This window comes from Agrobacterium sp. 16-172Ci (assembly GCF_053522725.1).
This window is the reverse complement of the sequence record NZ_JBNWBW010000002.1, coordinates 281998-303029: the sequence shown is the minus strand read 5'-3', so window position 1 is coordinate 303029 and position 21032 is coordinate 281998. Positions and strand designations below refer to the sequence as shown.

At 60.1% G+C, this 21032-nt stretch carries 16 protein-coding genes; 5 read left to right on the top strand and 11 right to left on the bottom strand.

The window, feature by feature from the left end:
- The first annotated feature begins 31 nt into the window (after positions 1-31).
- The 3 genes from ACQZ40_RS04390 (at position 32) to ACQZ40_RS04380 (ending at position 6997) form a co-directional block, all read left to right on the top strand.
- Positions 32-4192, top strand: coding sequence for a translocation/assembly module TamB domain-containing protein (locus tag ACQZ40_RS04390; protein ID WP_448747460.1), 4161 nt, complete (start codon positions 32-34; stop codon positions 4190-4192).
- Positions 4193-4419: 227 nt separating this feature from the next.
- The gene (locus tag ACQZ40_RS04385) at positions 4420-4896 is read left to right on the top strand and encodes a chemotaxis protein CheW (protein WP_003504949.1); all 477 of its coding nucleotides are present in this window, start codon (positions 4420-4422) and stop codon (positions 4894-4896) included.
- 331 nt (positions 4897-5227) lie between these two features.
- Positions 5228-6997, top strand: a complete 1770-nt coding sequence (locus ACQZ40_RS04380) for a methyl-accepting chemotaxis protein (RefSeq protein WP_080857099.1) — start codon at positions 5228-5230, stop codon at positions 6995-6997.
- Between the two features lie 45 nt (positions 6998-7042).
- Here the strand turns inward: ACQZ40_RS04380 and fdhD are convergent, their stop codons facing one another.
- From fdhD to ACQZ40_RS04340, 8 genes are all read right to left on the bottom strand, one after another.
- The gene (gene fdhD / locus ACQZ40_RS04375; protein WP_080856820.1) at positions 7043-7849 is read right to left on the bottom strand and encodes a formate dehydrogenase accessory sulfurtransferase FdhD; all 807 of its coding nucleotides are present in this window, start codon (positions 7847-7849) and stop codon (positions 7043-7045) included.
- A gap of 353 nt (positions 7850-8202) precedes the next feature.
- Positions 8203-8613 (bottom strand): F0F1 ATP synthase subunit epsilon, encoded by a 411-nt coding sequence (locus ACQZ40_RS04370; protein WP_003492358.1) that lies wholly within the window; start codon positions 8611-8613, stop codon positions 8203-8205.
- A gap of 130 nt (positions 8614-8743) precedes the next feature.
- The gene (gene atpD / locus ACQZ40_RS04365; RefSeq protein WP_065656966.1) at positions 8744-10198 is read right to left on the bottom strand and encodes a F0F1 ATP synthase subunit beta; all 1455 of its coding nucleotides are present in this window, start codon (positions 10196-10198) and stop codon (positions 8744-8746) included.
- 23 nt (positions 10199-10221) lie between these two features.
- Positions 10222-11100 (bottom strand): F0F1 ATP synthase subunit gamma, encoded by an 879-nt coding sequence (locus tag ACQZ40_RS04360; protein WP_035263533.1) that lies wholly within the window; start codon positions 11098-11100, stop codon positions 10222-10224.
- Between the two features lie 30 nt (positions 11101-11130).
- A complete protein-coding gene (atpA, locus tag ACQZ40_RS04355) occupies positions 11131-12660 on the bottom strand; it encodes a F0F1 ATP synthase subunit alpha (protein WP_004443771.1) in 1530 nt (509 codons plus the stop codon).
- A complete protein-coding gene (locus tag ACQZ40_RS04350; RefSeq protein WP_170988551.1) occupies positions 12660-13226 on the bottom strand; it encodes a F0F1 ATP synthase subunit delta in 567 nt (188 codons plus the stop codon). Before ACQZ40_RS04350 ends, atpA begins: the two co-directional genes overlap by 1 nt.
- A gap of 261 nt (positions 13227-13487) precedes the next feature.
- Positions 13488-13874, bottom strand: a complete 387-nt coding sequence (locus tag ACQZ40_RS04345) for an AGROH133_08824 family phage infection protein (RefSeq protein ID WP_003523527.1) — start codon at positions 13872-13874, stop codon at positions 13488-13490.
- Between the two features lie 79 nt (positions 13875-13953).
- Positions 13954-16170 carry a primosomal protein N' gene (locus ACQZ40_RS04340; RefSeq protein WP_142844365.1) on the bottom strand — a complete coding sequence of 739 codons (2217 nt, stop codon included), beginning with the start codon at positions 16168-16170 and terminating at the stop codon, positions 13954-13956.
- 121 nt (positions 16171-16291) lie between these two features.
- Here ACQZ40_RS04340 and ACQZ40_RS04335 point away from each other — a divergent pair, with 121 nt between their 5' ends.
- Both ACQZ40_RS04335 and ACQZ40_RS04330 read left to right on the top strand, forming a co-directional pair.
- The gene (locus tag ACQZ40_RS04335; RefSeq protein WP_142844366.1) at positions 16292-17239 is read left to right on the top strand and encodes a tyrosine recombinase XerC; all 948 of its coding nucleotides are present in this window, start codon (positions 16292-16294) and stop codon (positions 17237-17239) included.
- Between the two features lie 80 nt (positions 17240-17319).
- Positions 17320-18417 (top strand): TraB/GumN family protein, encoded by a 1098-nt coding sequence (locus ACQZ40_RS04330; protein WP_125145308.1) that lies wholly within the window; start codon positions 17320-17322, stop codon positions 18415-18417.
- Here ACQZ40_RS04330 and ACQZ40_RS04325 read toward each other — a convergent pair.
- The 3 genes from ACQZ40_RS04325 to lpdA form a co-directional block, all read right to left on the bottom strand.
- Positions 18401-18889, bottom strand: coding sequence for a DUF2867 domain-containing protein (locus tag ACQZ40_RS04325; RefSeq protein ID WP_448747459.1), 489 nt, complete (start codon positions 18887-18889; stop codon positions 18401-18403). The two genes, ACQZ40_RS04330 and ACQZ40_RS04325, sit on opposite strands and share 17 nt — an antisense overlap.
- 79 nt (positions 18890-18968) lie before the next feature.
- Positions 18969-19469, bottom strand: coding sequence for a cytochrome b (locus ACQZ40_RS04320; RefSeq protein WP_065656961.1), 501 nt, complete (start codon positions 19467-19469; stop codon positions 18969-18971).
- A 127-nt stretch (positions 19470-19596) separates the two neighbouring features.
- Entirely contained in the window at positions 19597-21003 is a 1407-nt protein-coding gene (gene lpdA, locus ACQZ40_RS04315; protein WP_271045530.1) for a dihydrolipoyl dehydrogenase, read from the bottom strand.
- Positions 21004-21032: the final 29 nt, after the last annotated feature.

Here is a 21032-nt window from a genome sequence, read left to right as displayed (position 1 = left end):
CACCCTTGCAACAGAGTGTAGATTACCCTTTATGAAAACGTTGATTCGATTGCTGAAATGGCTGGGCTACGCTGCTTTGTGCGGGGTCGTGCTGGTGTTGCTTGCGGTTCTGTTCGTCGGTTTTACCCCGATGGGCGCAAGAATTGCCGCAAAGCAGATTTCATCGCTCGTTTCCACGCCCGATCAGGTAATCGAGATTTCGCCCCCGAGCGGCCTTTTGACCGGCCGCCTGCGGCTCGACAATGTCACCCTTTCAGACCGGCAGGGACCCTATGCCCGCGTGAACCAGATCGCCGTCGACTGGTCGCCGCTCTCGCTGCTTGCCGGCACCTTCCATGCCGACCGGGTCTCGGCCGGATCGATCGATGTCGAGCGCAAACCGCTCGCCCCGGAGCAGACATCGACCAAGAGCTCCGGCAATTCCTCGCTGCCGATCGAAATCGCCGTCGACAAGTTCAGCTTTCCAGATATCAGCCTCGGCCAATCGCTTCTCGGCCGTCCGTTCGACCTCAACGCGGAAGGCAACCTGACGGCTGCCCAGGACGATATGCGGCTATCGCTCACCGCCCATCGGCTCAATGCGCCGGATGCGGAGGTCAATGCCGACATCGCCTTCCTTCCGAATGAGAATGTCCTGAAGCTGAAAGCGGAGATGAAGGAGCCCGAAGGCGGTCTTCTCGCAACGCTGCTTTCGCTTCCGGGAACGCCTGCGGTGGCGATAGACCTCAACGGCGAAGGCCCGCTTTCCGACTGGACGGGTACGCTGCGCGGCAATGTCGCCGGCAACCCTGTCGTCAACGTCACCGGCCGCCACCTTCTTGCAGATGATGGCACCCGCCGTATCGAAATTGCAGGCGGCGGCCAGCCGGACCTGCTTCTGCCCCCGGCCTTCCGTCAGCTTTTTGCTGGCGAGACAAAGCTCGACGCAAATGCAACCCTTTCGCCACAGGGCCGCATCGAAATCGGCAGCAGCACGCTGGAGACCGGCACCCTGCTGGTGACGGCGTCAGGCACGGTCGATCCGAACGGTCAGAACGATCTCGCCGCCAATCTCATCGGCACCGCTGGCCCCGTGGATTTTCGCTGGCCGCTGGAGAATGGCGAGGTTCAGGCCCTCATCAACGGCCTTGATCTTTCCCTCAAGGGCGGTGCAGAGGCCGCGCATCTCAACACGACGGTATCCTTGCGCAGCCTTTCCCTGCCGCAAGGCAGGCTCGATGACGTCAAGGTGACGGCCGAAAGCGCCGATCTCAACATCGCCAATCGCAGCGGCACGATCGCGACGGTCCTGTCCGTGGCGCAATCCTCCTTCGTCAGCCCCGATATCGACCGGCTGGTGCGGGCGCCCCTCACCATCAAGGCGCCGCTCAGCCTCACTTCGTCAGCTATCGGCTTCGACGGCGCGATGCTGGAAAGCGCCAGTGTCGGTGGGACGTTGAACGGCAGTTTCGATCTCGCCGGCAATCGCCTGACCTCCAGCGTGCAGCTCTTCGCGCTACCCGCTACCCTTCCACCGGCCCTTGCGGAAAAGTTCGACACCACCATTGCCCTCCAGGGCGATATCGACGTGACCATCGGCGGACGCACCAGCCTTGAAAACCTCGTCGTCAAGTCGGGAACCATCGAAGCAACCGGCAATGTCGGCCTCGAAAACGATGCATTGAGCGCCAGCCTGACGGGTAAATTTCCCGCTCTTGAAAAACTGACGCCGCAGGCGAAGGGCGTCGCCGATTTTGCAATCGAGGCCAGCGGCGCGCTGGCAGCACCGGATTTCAACGTCACCCTGAGTTCCGAAAGCGCAATCCTTGCCGGGCGAACACTTGAATCGCTGAAGGTCAATGCAACGGGCAAGGCCGATCCCGCCGCGCCTCAGGCAAAGCTCACCGCCAGCGGCAGTCTCGACCGACAGAAGATCGACGCCAATGCCGATGTGGTGCAGACCGAAAACGGCACGGCCATCCCCGAGCTGCATGTGGCCGTGGGCCGGAATATCCTGAACGGGCAGCTGCAATTCTCGCAGCAATTCCTGCCATCGGGCAATCTCTCCTTCAATTTCCCCGATCTTGCCCTGCTCGCGGCCCTCGCCGCGCAGCAGGCGGATGGCGACATTGCCGGCGATATCGCCCTGAGCAACGCCAATGGCCGAATTGCCGCGACGATCAAGGCCAATGGCAACAGCATCCGCCAGGGAACGACAACGATCTCGAAACTCGCCGCCGATATTTCCATCGACGATCTTCAGGCTCTCGCCATCAATGGCAAGGTCAGCGCCGATAGCGTCAATGCCGGCGCCGCCGCGATATCGGGCCTGAATGCCACCATCGGCCATTCCGGCACGACGACCCAGTTCGACGTCAATGGCCGTTACGACAATGCGCCGCTCGTGGTAAAGGGCAGCGCTGAGACCGGCGGATCGCCGATGACAGTGCGCGTCGACGCCTTTTCCGCCGCCCCCAAGGGCATTGCGGTTCGCCTTGAGAAACCGAGCACCATCGCCATCCAGAACGGCACGGCCCGTATCTCAGATCTGACCATCATCACAGGTGAAGGGCGCGTTGAGGTCAACGGCAGCGCCGGATCGACGCTCGACATCAATGCCGATATCCGTTCGCTGCCCGCCAGTCTCGCAAATGCCTTCGCCACCGGACTGGATGCGGCAGGCAGCATCTCCGGCACGGTGAGCGCCAAGGGTGCGGCATCGAACCCCGCGGTCGATTATAATCTGAACTGGACCAATGCCGAGGTCGCGCAGACACGTTCGGCAGGCCTCGCCGCGCTCGGCATCAAGGCGAACGGCCGCTTTGCCGGCGGCACCTTGCAGATCGACACCAATGTATCCGGCCAGGGCGGCATGTCGCTGTCCGGCGGCGGCTCGCTCGGCATCGCCGGCAATCGTCCGCTTTCCATGGCGTTTTCCGGCAGACTGCCCTTCTCCGCCGTCGCGGCGCAAACCGCATCGCAGGGCCTCGATGTGGACGGCACCGCCGCCATCGATGTGAAGATTTCCGGCAGCGCTTCCGCACCTGTCGTTACCGGCAGCATCACCACCGATGGTACGCGCCTGACCGATGTGCGCCGGAACCTGACCATCAACGATCTGGGCGCCACCATCACCTTCGACCGCGACCGCGCCGTCATTTCGCGACTGACGGGCAAGCTGGCGGGCGGCGGAACGATCTCGGGAACCGGCAGCGTCGGCATAGCCGGTGGTTCTGGTTTCCCCGCCGATATATCGATCACGCTCAATCGCGCCGGTTATAATGACGGCACGCTGGTGACGACGGTGGTGAGCGGCACGCTGACGTTGAAGGGCCCGCTGCTGAATTCTCCCGTGCTGGGCGGCAACCTGACGCTGGACAGAAGCGCCATCACCATTCCGGAAAAGCTTCCGGCCTCGCTGACGGAAATCGATGTCAAGCACAAGAACGCCCCGCCGAAGGTGCGCGCGCAGGCCAAGGCGCTCGGGGCTGATCAGGGCGGCAGCGGCAGTTCGTCCACCATCAATCTCGATCTGCAGGTGAACGCACCGAGCGGCATCTTCGTACGCGGACGCGGCATCGATGCGGAACTCACGGGCAATCTGACGATCCGTGGCACGGCAGCCGTTCCGGTCATTTCCGGCGGCTTCGAAATGCGCCGTGGCCGGCTCGAAATCCTCACTCGCCGCCTCGATTTCACCACCGGCAATATCAGTTTCGGCGGCGGCCTCGTTCCGGTCCTCGATATGAAGGCGGACTCGACGGTCGGCTCGACGACCATCACGGTGGCCGTTTCCGGCAACGCCAACGATCCGACCTTTGCTTTCTCCTCGGCACCGGCCCTGCCGCAGGATGAAGTTATGGCGCAGCTGATCTTCGGCCAGTCCATGTCGAAACTCTCGGCTCTGCAAATCGCAAGGCTGGCCGATGCCGCCGCCCAGTTGGCAGGCGGGCGTTCCACTTCGCTGTTCGACAAGCTCAGAAGCAATCTCGGCGTCGACGATCTCGATATTTCGACCGATTCCGAAGGACAGGCCCGTGTTTCGGCCGGTAAATATCTGAACGAAAGAACCTATCTCGAGCTACAGCAAAGCGGCGAATCCGGCGCAAAAGCCATCATCAACCTCGATGTCGGACGGGGTGTGAAGCTACGCGGGGAAGCGGGTGGCGATGGCGAAGGCGCAGCCGGCATATTTTATGAAAAGGAATATTAGCATTTCCAGTAAAAGTGCGTGGCGGTTTTTACATCCGGACAATGCGTAAAATACTCTAGGGCCACTTCGCATTTAGGTTTGCGAAACCATCTGATGATACAAATCATCCATTGAAGACGGAAATATTGTTTCCGGCTGTTCAGGCACCAGGCAGAACGCCAAATCCGCATATGCAAGTGTCGGTGCACTTGCGCCGGCCTCCACAGCGAGCATTGGGAAGAATTCTGATGGCAATGATTAACTCTACCAATTTTGGCGGTGAGACGCTCGAAATCATCGCGTTCCGCCTGCATGATCAGGAATTCTGCGTGAAGACGACGACCATCCGCGAAATTCGCGGCTGGGCGCCTTCTACGCCCATTCCCCACGCGCCGAAAGACGTCATCGGCGTCATGAACCTGCGCGGCTCTGTTATTCCGATCATCGATCTGGCTCACAAGCTCGGCATGAAGAGCACTGTCGCCAATGAGAGAAGCGCCATCGTGGTGGCGGAAGTGCACAACATGGTCATCGGCATGCTCGTCGACCGCGTTTCCGACATTCTGACGATCCCGGCAAACCAGGTTCAGCCGGTTCCGGAAATATCGGCTTCCTTCGACAAGTCCTATTCGGAAGGCATCATCGCCAACGAACACGGCATGATCTGCTTCCTGAACCTTGCGAAAATGTTCAAGGGAACCGAAGCGGAAGATCTCGCGGCCTAATCAGGCCTTTTCGGCTGGCCACGCCACACGAAGACTATCGATCAATCCAGACCGCCGGCGCTTCCTGCCCGGCGGTTTTGTTTTTACTCTTTACGTCGCCTTACTAAATAAGAACATTTTAATATTATAGATATCTAATATTAAAAGCCGTGGAGCAGTATCACGCCGGCAGGAATTTCACGCTGGCCCAATACCTGACCGAGGTGGAGAGACGGAAGTGCCTGCATTGCTGCCTTCGGCGGCAAACCTGTTCGTTGTTCAACATGATACGACGTGGACCGCATATCCTGTGCGGCTCACCGCGCCGTGGGCCGTTTTTGGGGGACGTATAATGCTGGGGTTAGGGAAAAGCGCAGATAACAGAAATATACTCGATGCCATATCGAGATCGCAGGCGGTCATAGAATTCGATCTCAAGGGTAATATCCTCACCGCGAATAAAAATTTCTGCACAGCGCTGGGTTATGATCTCACCGAGATCGTCGGCAAGCACCATCGCATCTTCTGCGACAGCGAGCTTGCCGGGTCGCGGGCCTATCAGGAATTCTGGGAGTCTCTCGCCCGTGGCGAGTTCCAGGCCAGGGAATATCGCCGTATCCGCAAGGACGGCTCGGTCATCTGGATCGAGGCCTCTTACAACCCGGTTTTCCGTTCCGGCAAACCCTATAAGGTCGTGAAGATCGCCACCGACATCACCGCCAAGAAAATCAGGGCCGTGGACGATGCGGGCAAGCTGGAGGCGCTCTCCCGTTCGCAGGCCACCATCGAGTTTTTCCCGGATGGCACCATCATCACCGCCAACCCGAATTTCTGCGCCACGGTGAATTACGACCTCAAGGAAATCGAGGGCAGGCATCACCGCATCTTCTGCGATCCGGCCTATGCCGCCTCGCCCGCCTATGGCAATTTCTGGCCGCGACTGGCGGCAGGGGAATTCATCTCGGATGAATTTGTCCGCTATGGAAAGAACGGCAAGGAAATATGGATCCAGGCTGCCTATAATCCGGTGCTGGACGAAGCGGGCAAGGTTGTCAAAGTGGTGAAATTCGCCACGGATGTCACGCCGCGCATGAGCGCCATCAGTGTGCTTGCCGATGCCCTGCGGGCGCTGGCCGAAGGTGATCTTGTGCAGCGCCTCGACAACAGCTTCGTGCCCAGCATGGAGAAGCTGCGCGCGGACTTCAACGAAGTCGTCGCCAAGCTGCAGGCCACCATGCAGACTATCGCCCATAATGCCTCGACAATCGCTTCGGGCTCCGGCGAAATCCGCATCGCTGCCGATCAGCTTTCGCAGCGCACCGAACAGCAGGCCGCCTCGCTGGAAGAGACAGCAGCCGCGCTGGAGGAAATCACAACCACCGTTACCGATGCCAGCCGGCGCGCCGGCGAGGCCGGAAAGCTGGTGCTGCGAACGAGAGAACATGCCGAACATTCCGGCGATATCGTCCAGCAGGCAATTTCCGCCATGGATGCGATTTCGCGGTCCTCGGGTGAAATCACCAATATCATCGGCGTCATTGACGACATCGCCTTCCAGACCAATCTTCTGGCCCTCAATGCGGGTGTCGAAGCCGCCCGGGCCGGCGAAGCGGGCAAGGGTTTCGCCGTTGTGGCGCAGGAGGTCCGCGAACTCGCACAACGGTCCGCCGTTGCGGCCAAGGAAATCAAATCCCTCATCAACACCTCCCGCGAGCAGGTCGCCAACGGTGTGGATCTGGTGGGCAGAACCGGCGGCGCGCTCCGGGATATCCAGTCGCAGATGAGCGAGATCGACACCAATGTCTCGGCGATCGTTGAAGCCTCGCGCGAGCAGGCGAACGGTCTCAGCGAAATCAATCAGGCCGTCAACGTCATGGATCAGGCCACCCAGAAAAACGCCGCCATGGTGGAGGAAACCACCGCCGCCAGCCACGGCCTCGCCACGGAAGCGGAAAATCTGCACGAATTGCTGCGGCAGTTCAGAATATCCCACGAGGCATCGCCCGCCCGCCCGGCCGACAAAAAACCGGCCGTCGTCACCCGGCTCCCGACGCCGCAACCGCGATATGCCGCCGCGCCAAGGTCTCACGGAAACGCAGCAGCCGAATGGGCGGAGTTCTAGGCCCGCTCTGAAGCCAAGGGCCGCCGGGAAACGGCGGCCTTAATGTTATAGAAGGATACGATCCGCCCGGGTGAAGATTTCAAAATCCTCACCCCGCACCAGCGCCACAAGTGTGACACCCGAACTCTCGGCCGTTTCGATGGCAAGCGCCGTGGGCGCGGAGATCGCCGCCAGAATGGGGCTGCCAAGAATGGCGGTCTTCTGGACCATTTCCACCGACAGTCGGCTGGTGACCACCACAATGCCCGTATCGGGCGATAGGTCCGCATTGACGACCGCACCTGCGAGCTTATCGAGCGCATTGTGCCGGCCGACATCTTCGCGGACAGCAAGCAGCCCTTTTTGAGGATTGTAGAAACCCGCGCCGTGAACTGCCCTTGTTTCGCGATTGAGGCTTTGCGCTTCATTCAGCGCTTTCACCGCAGCAACGATGTCATCTCCGTCAATGGAGACTTCCACGCCGCTCAACTCCGGTACCACGCGGACCGCCTGTTCTATGGATTCAATGCCACAAAGACCGCAGCCGACGGGGCCTGCCATATGCCGCCGTCTTGCCCTCAGCGCATCCGCATTGGCATCCTGCAAATCCACCTGAACATCGAAGCCCTGCCCGGCCTCGATCACCTCGATGGAACGGATTTCTGCCCTTGTGGATATGATGCCTTCCGTAAGACTGAAACCGACCGCGAAATCGACAAGATCAGCGGGGCTGGCCATCATCACGGCATGGGTGCTGCCGCCATAGGAAAAGGCAACCGGCACCTCCTCCGGCACCGCCCTCTCGCCCTCCACTATGACCCCTTCGCGCAAAGCGGTTCTTGCGACCCTCCGGTAACTTGCCTTTGCCGACACCCGATCACTCCTCCATGACGAAAATTCGCTTCGTCTCTCTCACGATCTCAAAGCAGCATTTCTTCCCGGTATCACATCTAACCGAAAGCCCTGAAAATCGGAATCGGTTTCCCGGGTGCGCCCGTTGAAGGGGCTCCTTGCCTCACCCATTTTCCGCACGTGCACCACTGATGCCTTCCCGCCAACGCCGTTCGGAAGCTCAGACCGGGCCGGGTGAGGGGCGTCTGTGCGAAAGCAGCCATGCTTCGCCTGATATGGGGAGACAACCGCCCAAACAAAAAAGCGACCGAAACGGCCGCTTTCTGCTTTAGGTTTTTTGTGGGCAGTCATTCTTTCGAACCCGCCCGGTGCTTTCAAGCAGCGACGAGAACCTCATGCAGGTTCGTCAGTTCATAAAGATGCTTTTCAAGCTTGGTCAGGTGTTCGTGGTGATGATTGCCCTCTTCGATTTCGGCCTTGGCCGCATCGATACGCTTCTGCAGCGTGTCGGGGGACATGTCATCGGCCGAAACGGCGGATTCGGCGAGAAGCGTGCAGCCGGTCGGCAGAATATCGGCAAAACCACCGAAGACGACATATTTATGCGTCTCGCCGGAAGCGAACTTCACCGTTACCAGGCCCGGCTTGATCGTGGTCATCGTCGGCGCATGATTGGCCAGAACGGTCATTTCACCCAGCGTAGCCGGGATGACGACTTCCGTAACCGTTTCGGAAACGAGCAGACGCTCCGGGGAAACGAGATCGAATTTGAAACTGTCAGCCATGGCTATTCACTTCTTTTCAATTACGCGGGCGTCACGGACTTGTCTTCTACAACGCAGGCGAAAGCCGTCCGGTTTCGCCACCATTGTTGGCAGGGCGCGCAGCTAAAGCCACGCGCCCGCCAATTCATGATCAGGCAGCCTCGGCAGCCAGCTTCTTTGCCTTTTCGATGGCTTCTTCCATCGAACCGACCATGTAGAAAGCAGCTTCCGGCAGGTTGTCATACTCGCCGTTGACCAGGCCCTTGAAGCCCTTGATCGTGTCTTCGAGAGCGACCAGCTTGCCTGGCGAACCGGTGAAGACTTCAGCAACGAAGAACGGCTGCGACAGGAAACGCTCGATCTTGCGGGCGCGGGCAACCGTCAGCTTGTCTTCTTCCGACAGTTCGTCCATGCCGAGGATGGCGATGATGTCCTGCAGAGCCTTGTAGCGCTGCAGGGTCGACTGAACCTTACGAGCCACTTCATAGTGCTCTTCGCCGACGATCATCGGGTCAAGCATACGCGAGGTGGAGTCGAGCGGGTCAACAGCCGGGTAGATACCCTTTTCAGCGATCGAACGCGACAGAACCGTCGTTGCGTCAAGGTGGGCGAACGAGGTGGCAGGTGCCGGGTCGGTCAGGTCGTCGGCGGGAACGTAAATGGCCTGAACCGAGGTGATCGAACCCTTGGTCGTGGTGGTGATGCGTTCCTGCATCTGGCCCATGTCGGTTGCGAGCGTCGGCTGGTAGCCCACGGCCGAAGGAATACGGCCGAGCAGAGCCGACACTTCCGAACCAGCCTGCGTGAAGCGGAAGATATTGTCCACGAAGAACAGAACGTCCTGGCCTTCGTCACGGAAGTTTTCAGCGATCGTCAGACCGGTCAGAGCGACGCGAGCGCGGGCGCCCGGCGGTTCGTTCATCTGGCCGTAAACGAGTGCTGCCTTGGAGCCTTCGCCGCCGCCGAGCTTGTTGACGTTCGACTCGATCATTTCGTGATAGAGGTCGTTACCTTCACGGGTACGCTCACCAACACCGGCGAATACCGAGTAACCGCCGTGCGCCTTGGCGACGTTGTTGATCAGTTCCATGATGAGAACCGTCTTGCCAACGCCGGCGCCGCCGAACAGGCCGATCTTGCCGCCCTTGGCGTAAGGAGCCAGAAGGTCGACGACCTTGATGCCGGTGACGAGGATCTGTGCTTCCGTCGACTGCTCGACATAGGCCGGCGCGTCCTGGTGGATGGCGCGCTTGGAAGCGGTAACGATCGGACCGGCTTCGTCAACCGGCTCACCGATGACATTCATGATACGGCCGAGCGTTTCCGGACCAACCGGAACGGAGATCGGTGCACCCGTGTTGACGACGCCCTGACCGCGAACCAGACCTTCGGTCGAGTCCATGGCGATCGTGCGAACGACGTTTTCGCCGAGATGCTGCGCGACTTCCAGAACGAGGCGGTTGCCATTGTTCTCGGTTTCGAGCGCGTTCAGGATCGGAGGCAGTTCGCCTTCGAACGCCACGTCGACAACAGCGCCGATAACCTGGGTAACCTTGCCCGCGCCGTTCACCGCTGCGGTTTTCTTGGGGGTAGCTGCCTTAGCCATTATCCTTACCCTCTTTCCTTACCTCAGAGCGCTTCCGCGCCCGAAATGATTTCAATGAGTTCCTTGGTGATCTGAGCCTGACGCTGACGGTTGTAGGAAAGCGTCAGCTTGTTGATCATCTCACCGGCATTGCGCGTTGCATTGTCCATCGCGCTCATCTTGGCGCCCATTTCACCGGCAACGTTTTCGAGCAGAGCCCGGAAAACCTGAACCGAAATGTTGCGCGGAATAAGGTCTTCCAGAATAGAAGCCGCATCCGGCTCATATTCGTAGACGGCGTTCTGCGTTGCGGCATCCTCTTCCACAACAGGCGTTGCGGCCGGAATGAGCTGCAGACCGGTCGGGATCTGGCTGATGACGGACTTGAATTCCGAGTAGATCAGCGTGCAGACATCGAACTCACCGGCGTTGAAGAGCGAGATCACCTTCTTGGCGATCTGGTCGGCGTTTTCAAAACCGACCTTCTTCACGTCGCGCAGTTCGATGCGCTCGATGATGTTGGCTGCAAATTCGCGGCGAAGGCTGTCGTAACCCTTCTTGCCAACCGTGATGATCTTGACCGTCTTGCCTTCCGAAATCAGCTTGCGGGCGTGATCGCGGGCAAAACGGGAAATCTGCGAGTTGAAACCGCCGCAAAGGCCACGTTCAGCCGTGCAGACGACGAGCAGGTGCACGTCGTCCTTGCCGGTGCCGGTCATCAGCGCCGGAGCAACGTCCGCCTCGACCGCCTTGGCGATGTTGGCGAGTACGGCGCTCATGCGCTGAGAATAAGGCCGGGCGGCCTCCGCAGCTTCCTGGGCGCGCCGAAGCTTCGCCGCGGCGACCATTTTCATCGCCTTGGTAATCTTCTGCGTCGCCTTTACGGAGGCAATGCGGTTTTTCAGATCCTTTAGTGAAGGCATCCGTTATCCGTCCGAGTAAAAGAGCCCTGATTACGAGAAAGACTTGGCGAAGCTATCAAGAGCGCCCTTGAGCTTGCCCTTGGTATCGTCGCTGATAGCCTTTTCCGTGCGGATGGTGTCGAGGATCGCCTTGCCTTCCGAGCGGAGGTAGGAAAGCAGACCCTGCTCGAACTTGCCGACCTGTGCGACCGGAACCTTGTCGAGGTAGCCGTTGACACCGGCAAAGATCACCGCAACCTGCTCTTCCGTCTTGAGCGGAGAGAACTGCGGCTGCTTCAGAAGCTCGGTCAGGCGGGCGCCGCGGTTGAGCAGGCGCTGCGTGGAAGCGTCGAGGTCCGAACCGAACTGGGCGAAGGCGGCCATTTCGCGATACTGGGCGAGTTCACCCTTGATCGAGCCGGCAACCTGCTTCATCGCCTTGATCTGGGCGGCGGAGCCAACGCGCGAAACCGACAGACCGACGTTAACGGCCGGGCGGATACCCTGATAGAACAGGTCGGTTTCAAGGAAGATCTGGCCGTCGGTGATCGAGATCACGTTGGTCGGAATAAAGGCCGAAACGTCGTTACCCTGCGTTTCGATGACCGGCAGAGCCGTCAGCGAACCGGCGCCCATTTCGTCGGAGAGCTTTGCAGCGCGCTCGAGAAGACGGGAGTGGAGGTAGAAAACGTCACCCGGATAAGCTTCGCGGCCCGGAGGACGACGCAGCAGAAGCGACATCTGACGATAGGCAACGGCCTGCTTGGAAAGGTCGTCGTAGCCGATGAGAGCGTGCTTGCCGTTGTCACGGAAGTACTCGCCCATGGCGCAGCCGGCGAACGGAGCGAGGTACTGCATCGGAGCCGGATCGGAAGCGGTGGCCGCAACGATGATCGAGTACTGCAGTGCACCGCGCTCTTCCAGAACCTTCACGAACTGGGCGACGGTCGAACGCTTCTGACCGATAGCGACGTAGACGCAATAAAGCTTGTCGCCATCCGGGCCATTGTCGTGAATGGCCTTCTGGTTCAGGATCGTGTCGAGAATGATGGCGGTCTTGCCGGTCTGGCGGTCGCCGATGACGAGCTCGCGCTGGCCGCGGCCAACCGGGATGAGCGCATCGATGGCCTTGAGGCCGGTCGACATCGGCTCATGAACCGACTTGCGCGGAATGATGCCGGGAGCCTTGACGTCAACGCGCGAACGCTTGGCGGCATTAATCGGGCCCTTGCCGTCGATCGGGTTGCCGAGCGCGTCAACGACGCGGCCGAGCAGTTCCGGACCGACAGGAACGTCAACGATAGCGCCAGTCCGCTTTACGGTGTCGCCTTCCTTGATGTCACGGTCCGAACCGAAGATAACCACACCGACGTTGTCGGCTTCGAGGTTGAGCGCCATGCCGCGAATGCCGCCGGGAAACTCGACCATTTCGCCGGCCTGAACATTGTCGAGGCCATAGACGCGGGCGATACCGTCACCGACGGAAAGCACCTGACCGACTTCCGAGACTTCCGCCTCGTTGCCGAAATTTTTGATTTGATCTTTCAGAATTGCGGAAATTTCCGCGGCGCGGATATCCATCAGCCAACCTCTTTCAGTGCAAGCTTAAGGGTGGAAAGTTTGGTGCGAAGAGACGTATCGATCTGGCGAGAGCCGACCTTGACGATCAGGCCGCCGAGGATCGACGGATCGACGGTAACGGAAACCGCCACATCCTTGCCGGTAACGCTCTTCAGCGCCGCCTTCAGTTCAGTTTCCTGCGCCTCGTCGAGCGCATGTGCCGAGGTAACCTCGGCGGTGATTTCGCCGCGGTGGGCAGCGGCAATGGTGCGGTAGGCGCGGATCATACCGGGAACGGCAAAGAGACGGCGGTTATTCGCAACGACCTTGAGGAAATTGAGCGCGAGACCGGCAATGCCGGCCTTTTCGCAGATCGCGGTGATTGCCTTGAACTGATCCTCGGCGGAAAACACCGGGCTCGCAACCAGACGCTTCAAATCGTCGCTTTCGTCGAGAAGTGCGCCGAACTTATCCAGATCGGCCTGAACCGCTTCGACCGCACCCGCTTCCAAAGCAAGCTCGAAAAGCGACGACGCATACCTTTCCGCTACACCGGATGTTCCATGGGAGGTGTCTGCCACGGGCACTTTTTCCCTGCTAATCGTCCAAGACCATCAGCGATGGGGCTCCACCGCATCAAATTCTTGAAATCGTTTCAATTTCCCCGAAAAAGACCGGAATTCCCCCCTGCCTTTTCCCAATTTCGCGGTCCGTCTAGCATAGGACGCCGGGACTCGCAACACGCGTAATAGCGGAAAGCGCCGTTTGGGCAAGGGGGAATGCGTTTAAATTTTCCGATTTCGCCCAGGATGCGGCATCTGTGCGTCACAAAAGGCAAAAAGCCCGCTTCAGACCAGCCCGAACACGTAGCTCAACGACAGTGCAGCGAGCAGAAAGTGTACAACCAGAAGTAAGAAATTCCGCATGGTTGCGCCACCATCGGAGAGTATGGAGAGAATGCCGCCAAAGACACTGAGGCCGAAAGCCGCCCCAAAGGCGAGATAGACCATGGGCTGCGCGAGAAGCAGGGCGGCGGCGCCGAGACCGAGATAGAACCCGGCAAGCGACGAGCGCACGAGTGCATAACCATCCCTGCGCTCACCCGCCGGCTGGAGACCGAAGGCACGAAGCGTAATACCCGGCGCAAACATGAAAAAAAGGCCCATCACGGCCGAAACCACCGCCGCTCCGAAGGCCAGCTGCTCGCCGAACTCGGCGGGAAAATAAAACTCCATCTCGTTCCCCAAATCATTTTGACTGCCTGCTGCGTTATGACACGGTCATGACAGCGGGAAAACGCCCCGGCGGCAAAGTTCAAAGGAAACTTTGCGGGTCGATATCGAGCTGCACATGCACGCTGCCGCGCTCTTTCGGGCCATTGGCCAGAAGCGTGCGGAGAAAAGACTGCATGTCGGAATTGCGCCGCCCGTGCACCAGCAGGCGGAAACGGTGGCGACCGCGGATGAGCGCGAGCGGCGCTTCCGCCGGGCCGAGCAGCATGATGCCGGCAACTTGCGGGGCTGCGGCCCTTAAACCACGGGCATGGGTTTCCGCTTCCCCGCGCGTATCGGCCGAAACGATGATCGAGGCAAGCCGTCCGAAAGGCGGCAGAACGGCTTTTTCCCGCTCCACGATTTCCCTTTCGTAGAAGGCCGATGCATCGCCCGAAACGATGGCCTGCATGACGGGATGCTGCGGCTGATAGGTCTGCAACAGGCCATGGCTCTTCAACCCCGTTCGCCCGGCGCGCCCCGTCACCTGCGACAGCAGCTGAAACGTTCGCTCCGCAGCACGCGGATCGCCATTGGCAAGGCCGAGATCGGCATCGACGATGCCCACAAGTGTCATCAGCGGAAAATTATGTCCCTTGGCGACGAGCTGCGTGCCGATCACGATATCAGCCTCGCCCTTGACGATCGCCTCCAGCTCCAGCCGCAGGCGCTTGACGCCCATGAGATCTGAAGAGAGCACGATGGTGCGGGCTTCCGGGAAATGTTTCTCCACCTCCTCGGCAATGCGCTCCACACCCGGCCCGCAGGCCACCAGATGATCGAAGGTGCCGCATTCCGGGCAATGATCGGGCGTCGGCTCGTTGTGGCCGCACTGGTGGCACTGCAATTGATTGCGGAACCGGTGCTCCACCAGCCAGCTGGAACATTGCGGGCATTGGAAACGGTGGCCGCAGACCCGGCAGAGCGTCAGCGGCGCATAACCGCGACGATTGAGGAACAGCAGCGCCTGCTCACCCTTTTCGATGGTCTTGCCAATGCCGCGCAGCAGGACGGGTGACAGAAACCCTCCCCTCTCCGGCGGATGACGCCGCATATCGACAAGATGCAGGTCAGGCATTGCCGCATCGCCGAACCGCGTATGCAGGTGAATAGTGTTGTAACGCCCCGAGCTGCCATTAACCTGGCTTTCCACCGAAGGCGTGGCCGAAACCAGCACGACCGGAAATTCGGCGATCCGCGCCCTCACCACCGCCATGTCGCGGGCATTATAGAAGACGCGGTCTTCCTGCTTATAGGCGGGGTCGTGCTCTTCATCGACGATGATGAGACCGAGATTGTCGAAGGGCAGGAAAAGTGCCGAGCGCGCGCCGGCCACCACCTTCACTTCGCCCGTCACCGCCTGCCGCCAGACTTTTTCGCGCATGCGCGGTGACAGGTCCGAATGCCATTCCGCCGGTTTCGCACCGAAACGGTCCTGAAAACGCTCAAGAAAGGCCGCCGTCAGCGCAATTTCGGGCAGCAGGATGAGAACCTGCTTGCCCTGCCGGAGCGTCTCGGCCACCGCCTCAAAATAGACCTCGGTTTTCCCAGAACCTGTGACGCCGTCGATCAGCGAAACATGAAAGCCGCCCTTGCGCACATCCTCGAGTATTTCCGAAGCGGCCTGTTTCTGCGGGCCTTCCAGACGCGGCTCGACATAATCAGGATCGGGTTCGGCCACGACAGGCGGCGCCGGCAGAAACACCGTCTCGAACACGCCCTGCTTGACGAGACCATCGATTACGCTGGTCGAAACGCCGGCGGCATGGGCAAGCCCGCTCTTCGTCCAGCCATGCCCTTCAGCCGCCAGTTCCATAACCCGCTCGCGGGCGGGGGTCAGGCGCTCCGGCCGGCCTTCGGTCAGCCGCAGCCCCTCGATCATCGGTTCGGGATCGAAGGCCGCGGGGGCTCTGAGCGCCATGCGGGCCACGAGGCCGGGCGGAGAAAGCGTATAGGCGGCGACCCAGTCCACAAAGCGGCGCATTTCCGCCTTCAGCGGCGGGCACTCGAAACTTTTGGTGATGGGCCGCAGCTTCTTCGGATCGACGCCCTTCTCGCCCGCATCGTCCCACACCACGCCGAAGACTTGTCGGGGGCCGAGCGGTACCTGCACGACGGAACCGGTCTCCACCACCATATCCTCGGGCACCGAATAGCTGTAGGGCCCGGGCGCCGGCATGGGCACGAGAACGGGCACCGTGCGCGTGGGCGACGGCGGGTCGAACAGAGCCCCAAACAGATCGGACGAATCTTTTGCCATGATGTGGCGACCATGCCCCGGCGACAGGAAAAAGGAAACCGCCCGGATGTAGTGGGCGCGCCTTGCAAAGTCTACCTCTTAACCAAATGCTGACCATAAGCGCATAGTTTCGAAGCATGGAATGGAGCGCCGCGTGACCGAAATCCTGACATTTGCCCAAGCCGATCTTCTCGATGAGCGCCAGTCCTGGCTCTCCGCCCTCGCGGGCGAACGCCGGCTTTCGGACAATACCGTCGAGGCCTATGAGCGCGATACCCGGCAATTTCTGACATTCCTGACAGGATATATCGGCAAACCGGCCTCCATCACCGATATTGCCGATCTGCGTCCGGTCGATCTTCGCGCCTTTCTGGCAAACCGGCGCAAGGAAGGCGCCGGCGCACGTTCGCTGGGCAGGCATCTGGCAGGCCTGCGCTCCCTGCTCCATCACCTGCAGAAAAAAGGTCTGGTGAACGCCGCAGGCGCCACCGCCATGCGCGCGCCCAAACAGCCGAAATCGCTACCGAAACCGCTGACCGACCGGCAGGCGCTGAAAATCACCACGAGTGAAGCGCAATTGAACGACGAACCATGGATCGCCGCCCGCAATGCCGCGGTTCTTTCACTGCTTTATGGCTGCGGCCTTCGCATTTCCGAGGCGCTCGGTCTTACCCCGGCCGATTTCCCGCCCGGCGCCCGCAGCCTGCGCATTACCGGCAAAGGCAACAAGACGCGGATTGTGCCCCTGCTGGCGGTGGTGACGGAAGCCGTCGATACCTACAGGAAGCTTTGCCCCTATGCCCTGTCGGCGGATGAGCCCATGTTCCTCGGCGCACGCGGCGGAAAGCTGCAGCCCGCCATCGTCCAGAGGGAAATGCAGAAACTGCGCGGCGCTTTCGGCCTGCCGGAAAACGCCACGCCGCATGCGCTGCGCCACTCCTTCGCCACGCACCTTCTCGCCGGCGGCGGCGACCTGCGCACGATTCAGGAACTGCTCGGCCATGCGAGCCTATCCACTACGCAGGTTTATACCGGGGTCGACACTACGAGACTGCTGGAAATCTACGACAACGCCCATCCGCGCGCATGAAGCAGGAAATGGTTAACCATAATAATTAACCAGACATCCAAGCCGCCGTTCTATAAGCGAACGACAACCGGATTGGACCGATGCACAGCCTGATAAAACCGCAAAATCTCACCGCCACCCTGATGGGCAAGACCGGCGACGCCCTGCTGTGGCTGCTTGCCGCCCTGCATGTCACCGCCGTCGCAATCCTGCTCATGACCTTGCTTTCGCTGGGGCAAGCGGAAGCCGCGCAACAGCAGATCACCTGCACCGGCAGTGACATTCTCGTGGAGATGCGCAAGACCGATCCGCAAGCCTTCGCAAAGATCGAGCAGGAAGCGGCCGCGATCCCGAACGGCAAGGGCAATTTCTGGCGCATCGAAAAGGCGGGAACGCCCACGTCCTATCTTCTCGGCACCATGCATGTCACCGATCCGCGTGTTCTGGAAATGCCTGCCGCCGCCAGCCCCGCCTTCGAAAAAGCCGCGACGGTGATCGTTGAATCGGACGAAATCGTCGATGACAAGAAGGTCGCGGCGTCGCTGCTGAGCAAGCCCGAACTCACCATGTTTCTGGATGGCAAATCGATCACCGACATCCTGTCGCCGGAAAATGTCGCGCGTCTGGAAAAGGGCCTCAAGGAGCGCGGTATTCCGCTGAACGCCGTATCACGCATGAAACCGTGGATGCTTTCGAGCTTCGTCGCCCTTCCCGCCTGTGAGTTCGCCCGCAAGGCAACAGGCCTCTCCTTTCTGGACAAGAAGCTGGCCGAAGATGCCATTGCAGATGGAAAACACCTTGTCGGGCTGGAGACAATGGTGGAACAGCTGACGGCCATGTCGGAGCTGCCGATGGAATTTCATCTTCAGGCGCTGATCGAAACGCTCGAACTGGGCGACCGCATGGATGACATCATGACAACCATGACCGATCTCTATGTCGCCGGCGATATCGGCATGACCATGCCCATGCTGAAGAGCCTGGACCCCAAGAAGGCCGCAGCGGAAAGCGAACAGGGCTACGCCGCCTTCGAGCAGCGTATCATCACCGACCGCAACCACGTCATGGCGGAACGTGCGGCCCCCGAGCTTGCCAAGGGCAATGTCTTCATGGCCGTCGGTGCACTGCATTTGCCGGGCGAGGAAGGCCTTGTCGAATTGCTGCGCGCGGAAGGCTTCACCCTCACGCGGGTCGATTGACCGGCTCACTCCCGATGCTGACAGGCCGGACATTGGCGCAGAACGGCCGCATCGTCGCCGGCACGATGCGGCGGTGAAACGGTCCGACGACAAGAAGATAAAGCCGCCCAAACAGGTTCTTGCGCCTGACGATGGTGGTGACACTCACCAGCTGGCTGTTTTCCTTCTCTTCGAGATCGAAGACGATCCGGAAATCAAGATGGCGGTCGTCGAAGCCGAGCACAGTCCGCTGTGGCGTGGAGGACAGGACTGGAAAACCACCCGCCGACGTCCCAGCCACCATTTCGACCGTTCTTAAACCGAAAAGCGCCACCACGCGGTTTCGAAGTGCCATAAGGCTGCGGATCCATGCAGGAGGATGATCGAGAAGGAGCCTGCTCACATCGAGTGAGGACGGCTCCGGCGTCACCATCTCTCCCTGATAGCGATCCCGCCAGTCTGCGCCCGGTAATATGTCTTCGATATCCTGCATTCCTGAACCCCGGCCGCGCCATGCGGCAGGGGTCACCTTCCTCTTTTTCCGAGGAACCGGAAACGCGACAAACCGCCGCTTAGCCGTGCGTCATGCGCTTCAGGACATTGGTGCGCCAGTAGAACTGGTGAACCAGAACGGCGACGACGTGACCGGCGATCAACACCCACATCAGCGCCTTGAATGGTCCGGAATGCAACTGCCCGGCCGGCTGAGCACCGAAGTAATAAGCGGCAATACCGGACAGGGGCAGGACGAGGAATAGGGCATAAAAGGTGAAATGCGCCAGCTTCGCCGCAATCTGAAACGGTCGCGGTTCTTCGGCCGGATGCGGCGGCACGCCCTGGAAGAAGCGTAGACAGAGGCGCAGCACCGCAAGCAACAGAATGGTGAAGCCGACATAGGCGTGAATATTGGCCGAAGATACCTGTTCCGGCGTCAGTGTTTCGCCCCGCCGCATCAGCCGGTAGGCATGTTCCATGCCATCGGGAAACAACAGGTTGAAGAAGATCAGAAGCGCCATCGCCCAATGGATGATGCGCTGCGGAACGGTGAAGGAAACTTGACTTGGAAACGCCATTTTATTGCCTTTTATCAAAAGGTTAGACAGGCTGTGGCGCGAGTATGGAAAACCCCGGCCTGCATGGCAAGCCGGGGTTTGGCAGATGACTGAAATTTAATGTTGGAGCAGCGGGCTCCAACACCGATCACATGTGGATCGGCTTGAAGAAGGTCGCCAGCGCCGCTTCCTTCACGGCTTCCGACATGGTCGGGTGCGCATGGCAGGTACGGCCCAGATCTTCCGAAGAACCGCCGAATTCCATCAGTACGGTGATTTCGTGGATCATTTCGCCAGCGCCGAAGCCGACGATGTGGCCGCCGAGAACCCGGTCGGTTTCCTTGTCGGCGAGGATCTTCACGAAACCATCCGTCACCTGCATGGCGCGCGCGCGGCCATTGGCGGTGAAGGGGAACTTGCCAACCTTGTAGGCGACGCCAGCGGCCTTCAGTTCTTCCTCGGTCTTGCCGACGGAAGCCACTTCCGGCTGCGTATAGACCACGGCCGGAATGACGTCGTAGTTCACGTGGCCGCGCTGACCGGCGAGGATTTCCGCGAGAGCAACGCCCTCATCTTCCGCCTTGTGCGCGAGCATCGGGCCCTTCACCACGTCGCCTATCGCATAGATGCCGTCGACATTGGTCTTGTAGTGACCGTCGATTTCAACGCGGCCGCGGCTGTCCAGCACAACGCCGGCTTCCGCGAGGCCAAGACCTTCGGTATAGGGCTTGCGGCCGGTGGAGATCAGCACGACGTTTGCTTCCAGCGTTTCGGCAGCGCCGCCCTTGACCGGCTCGAACACGACCTTTGCACCGGCGGCGGTCTTTTCAACAGCCGTCACCTTGGCGCCGAGCTTGAAATCGAGACCCTGTTTGGCCAGCAGACGCTGGGCCTGCTTGGAAACTTCACCATCCATGCCGCCGAGAATATTGTCGAGATATTCGACGACGGTAACCTTGGCGCCGAGACGCGACCAGACCGAACCGAGCTCGAGGCCGATGACGCCGCCGCCGACAACGATGAGCTTTTCCGGAACCTTGGAAAGAGCGATCGCACCGGTGGAGGAGACGATGACGCTTTCATCGATATCGACCTGAACGCCCGGAATGCCGGCAACATCCGAACCCGTGGCGATCACGATGTTCTTCGCTTCGATCTCCTGCGTCTCACCCTTGTCGTTGGTGACGGAAACCTTGCCGGCGGAAACCACCTTGCCGGTGCCCTGGAAGGCATCGATCTTGTTCTTCTTGAACAGGAAGGACACGCCATCGACGTTCGCCTTCACCACGCCGTCCTTGTGCGCCATCATCTTTTCAAGATTAAGCTTGGGCGCAGGAACTTCGATACCGAGCGAATCGACGCCGTGCGCCACATGCGCGAAGGTTTCGGACGCATGCAGCAGCGCCTTGGAGGGAATGCAGCCGACATTGAGGCAGGTGCCGCCATAGGTCGCGCGCTTTTCGATGACAGCGACCTTCAGGCCGAGCTGTGCCGCCTTGACCGCGCAAACATAACCGCCGGGGCCGGTGCCGATTACAACTACATCATATGCCATATTCTGGTTCCTGCTTTATAGGGGCAAGA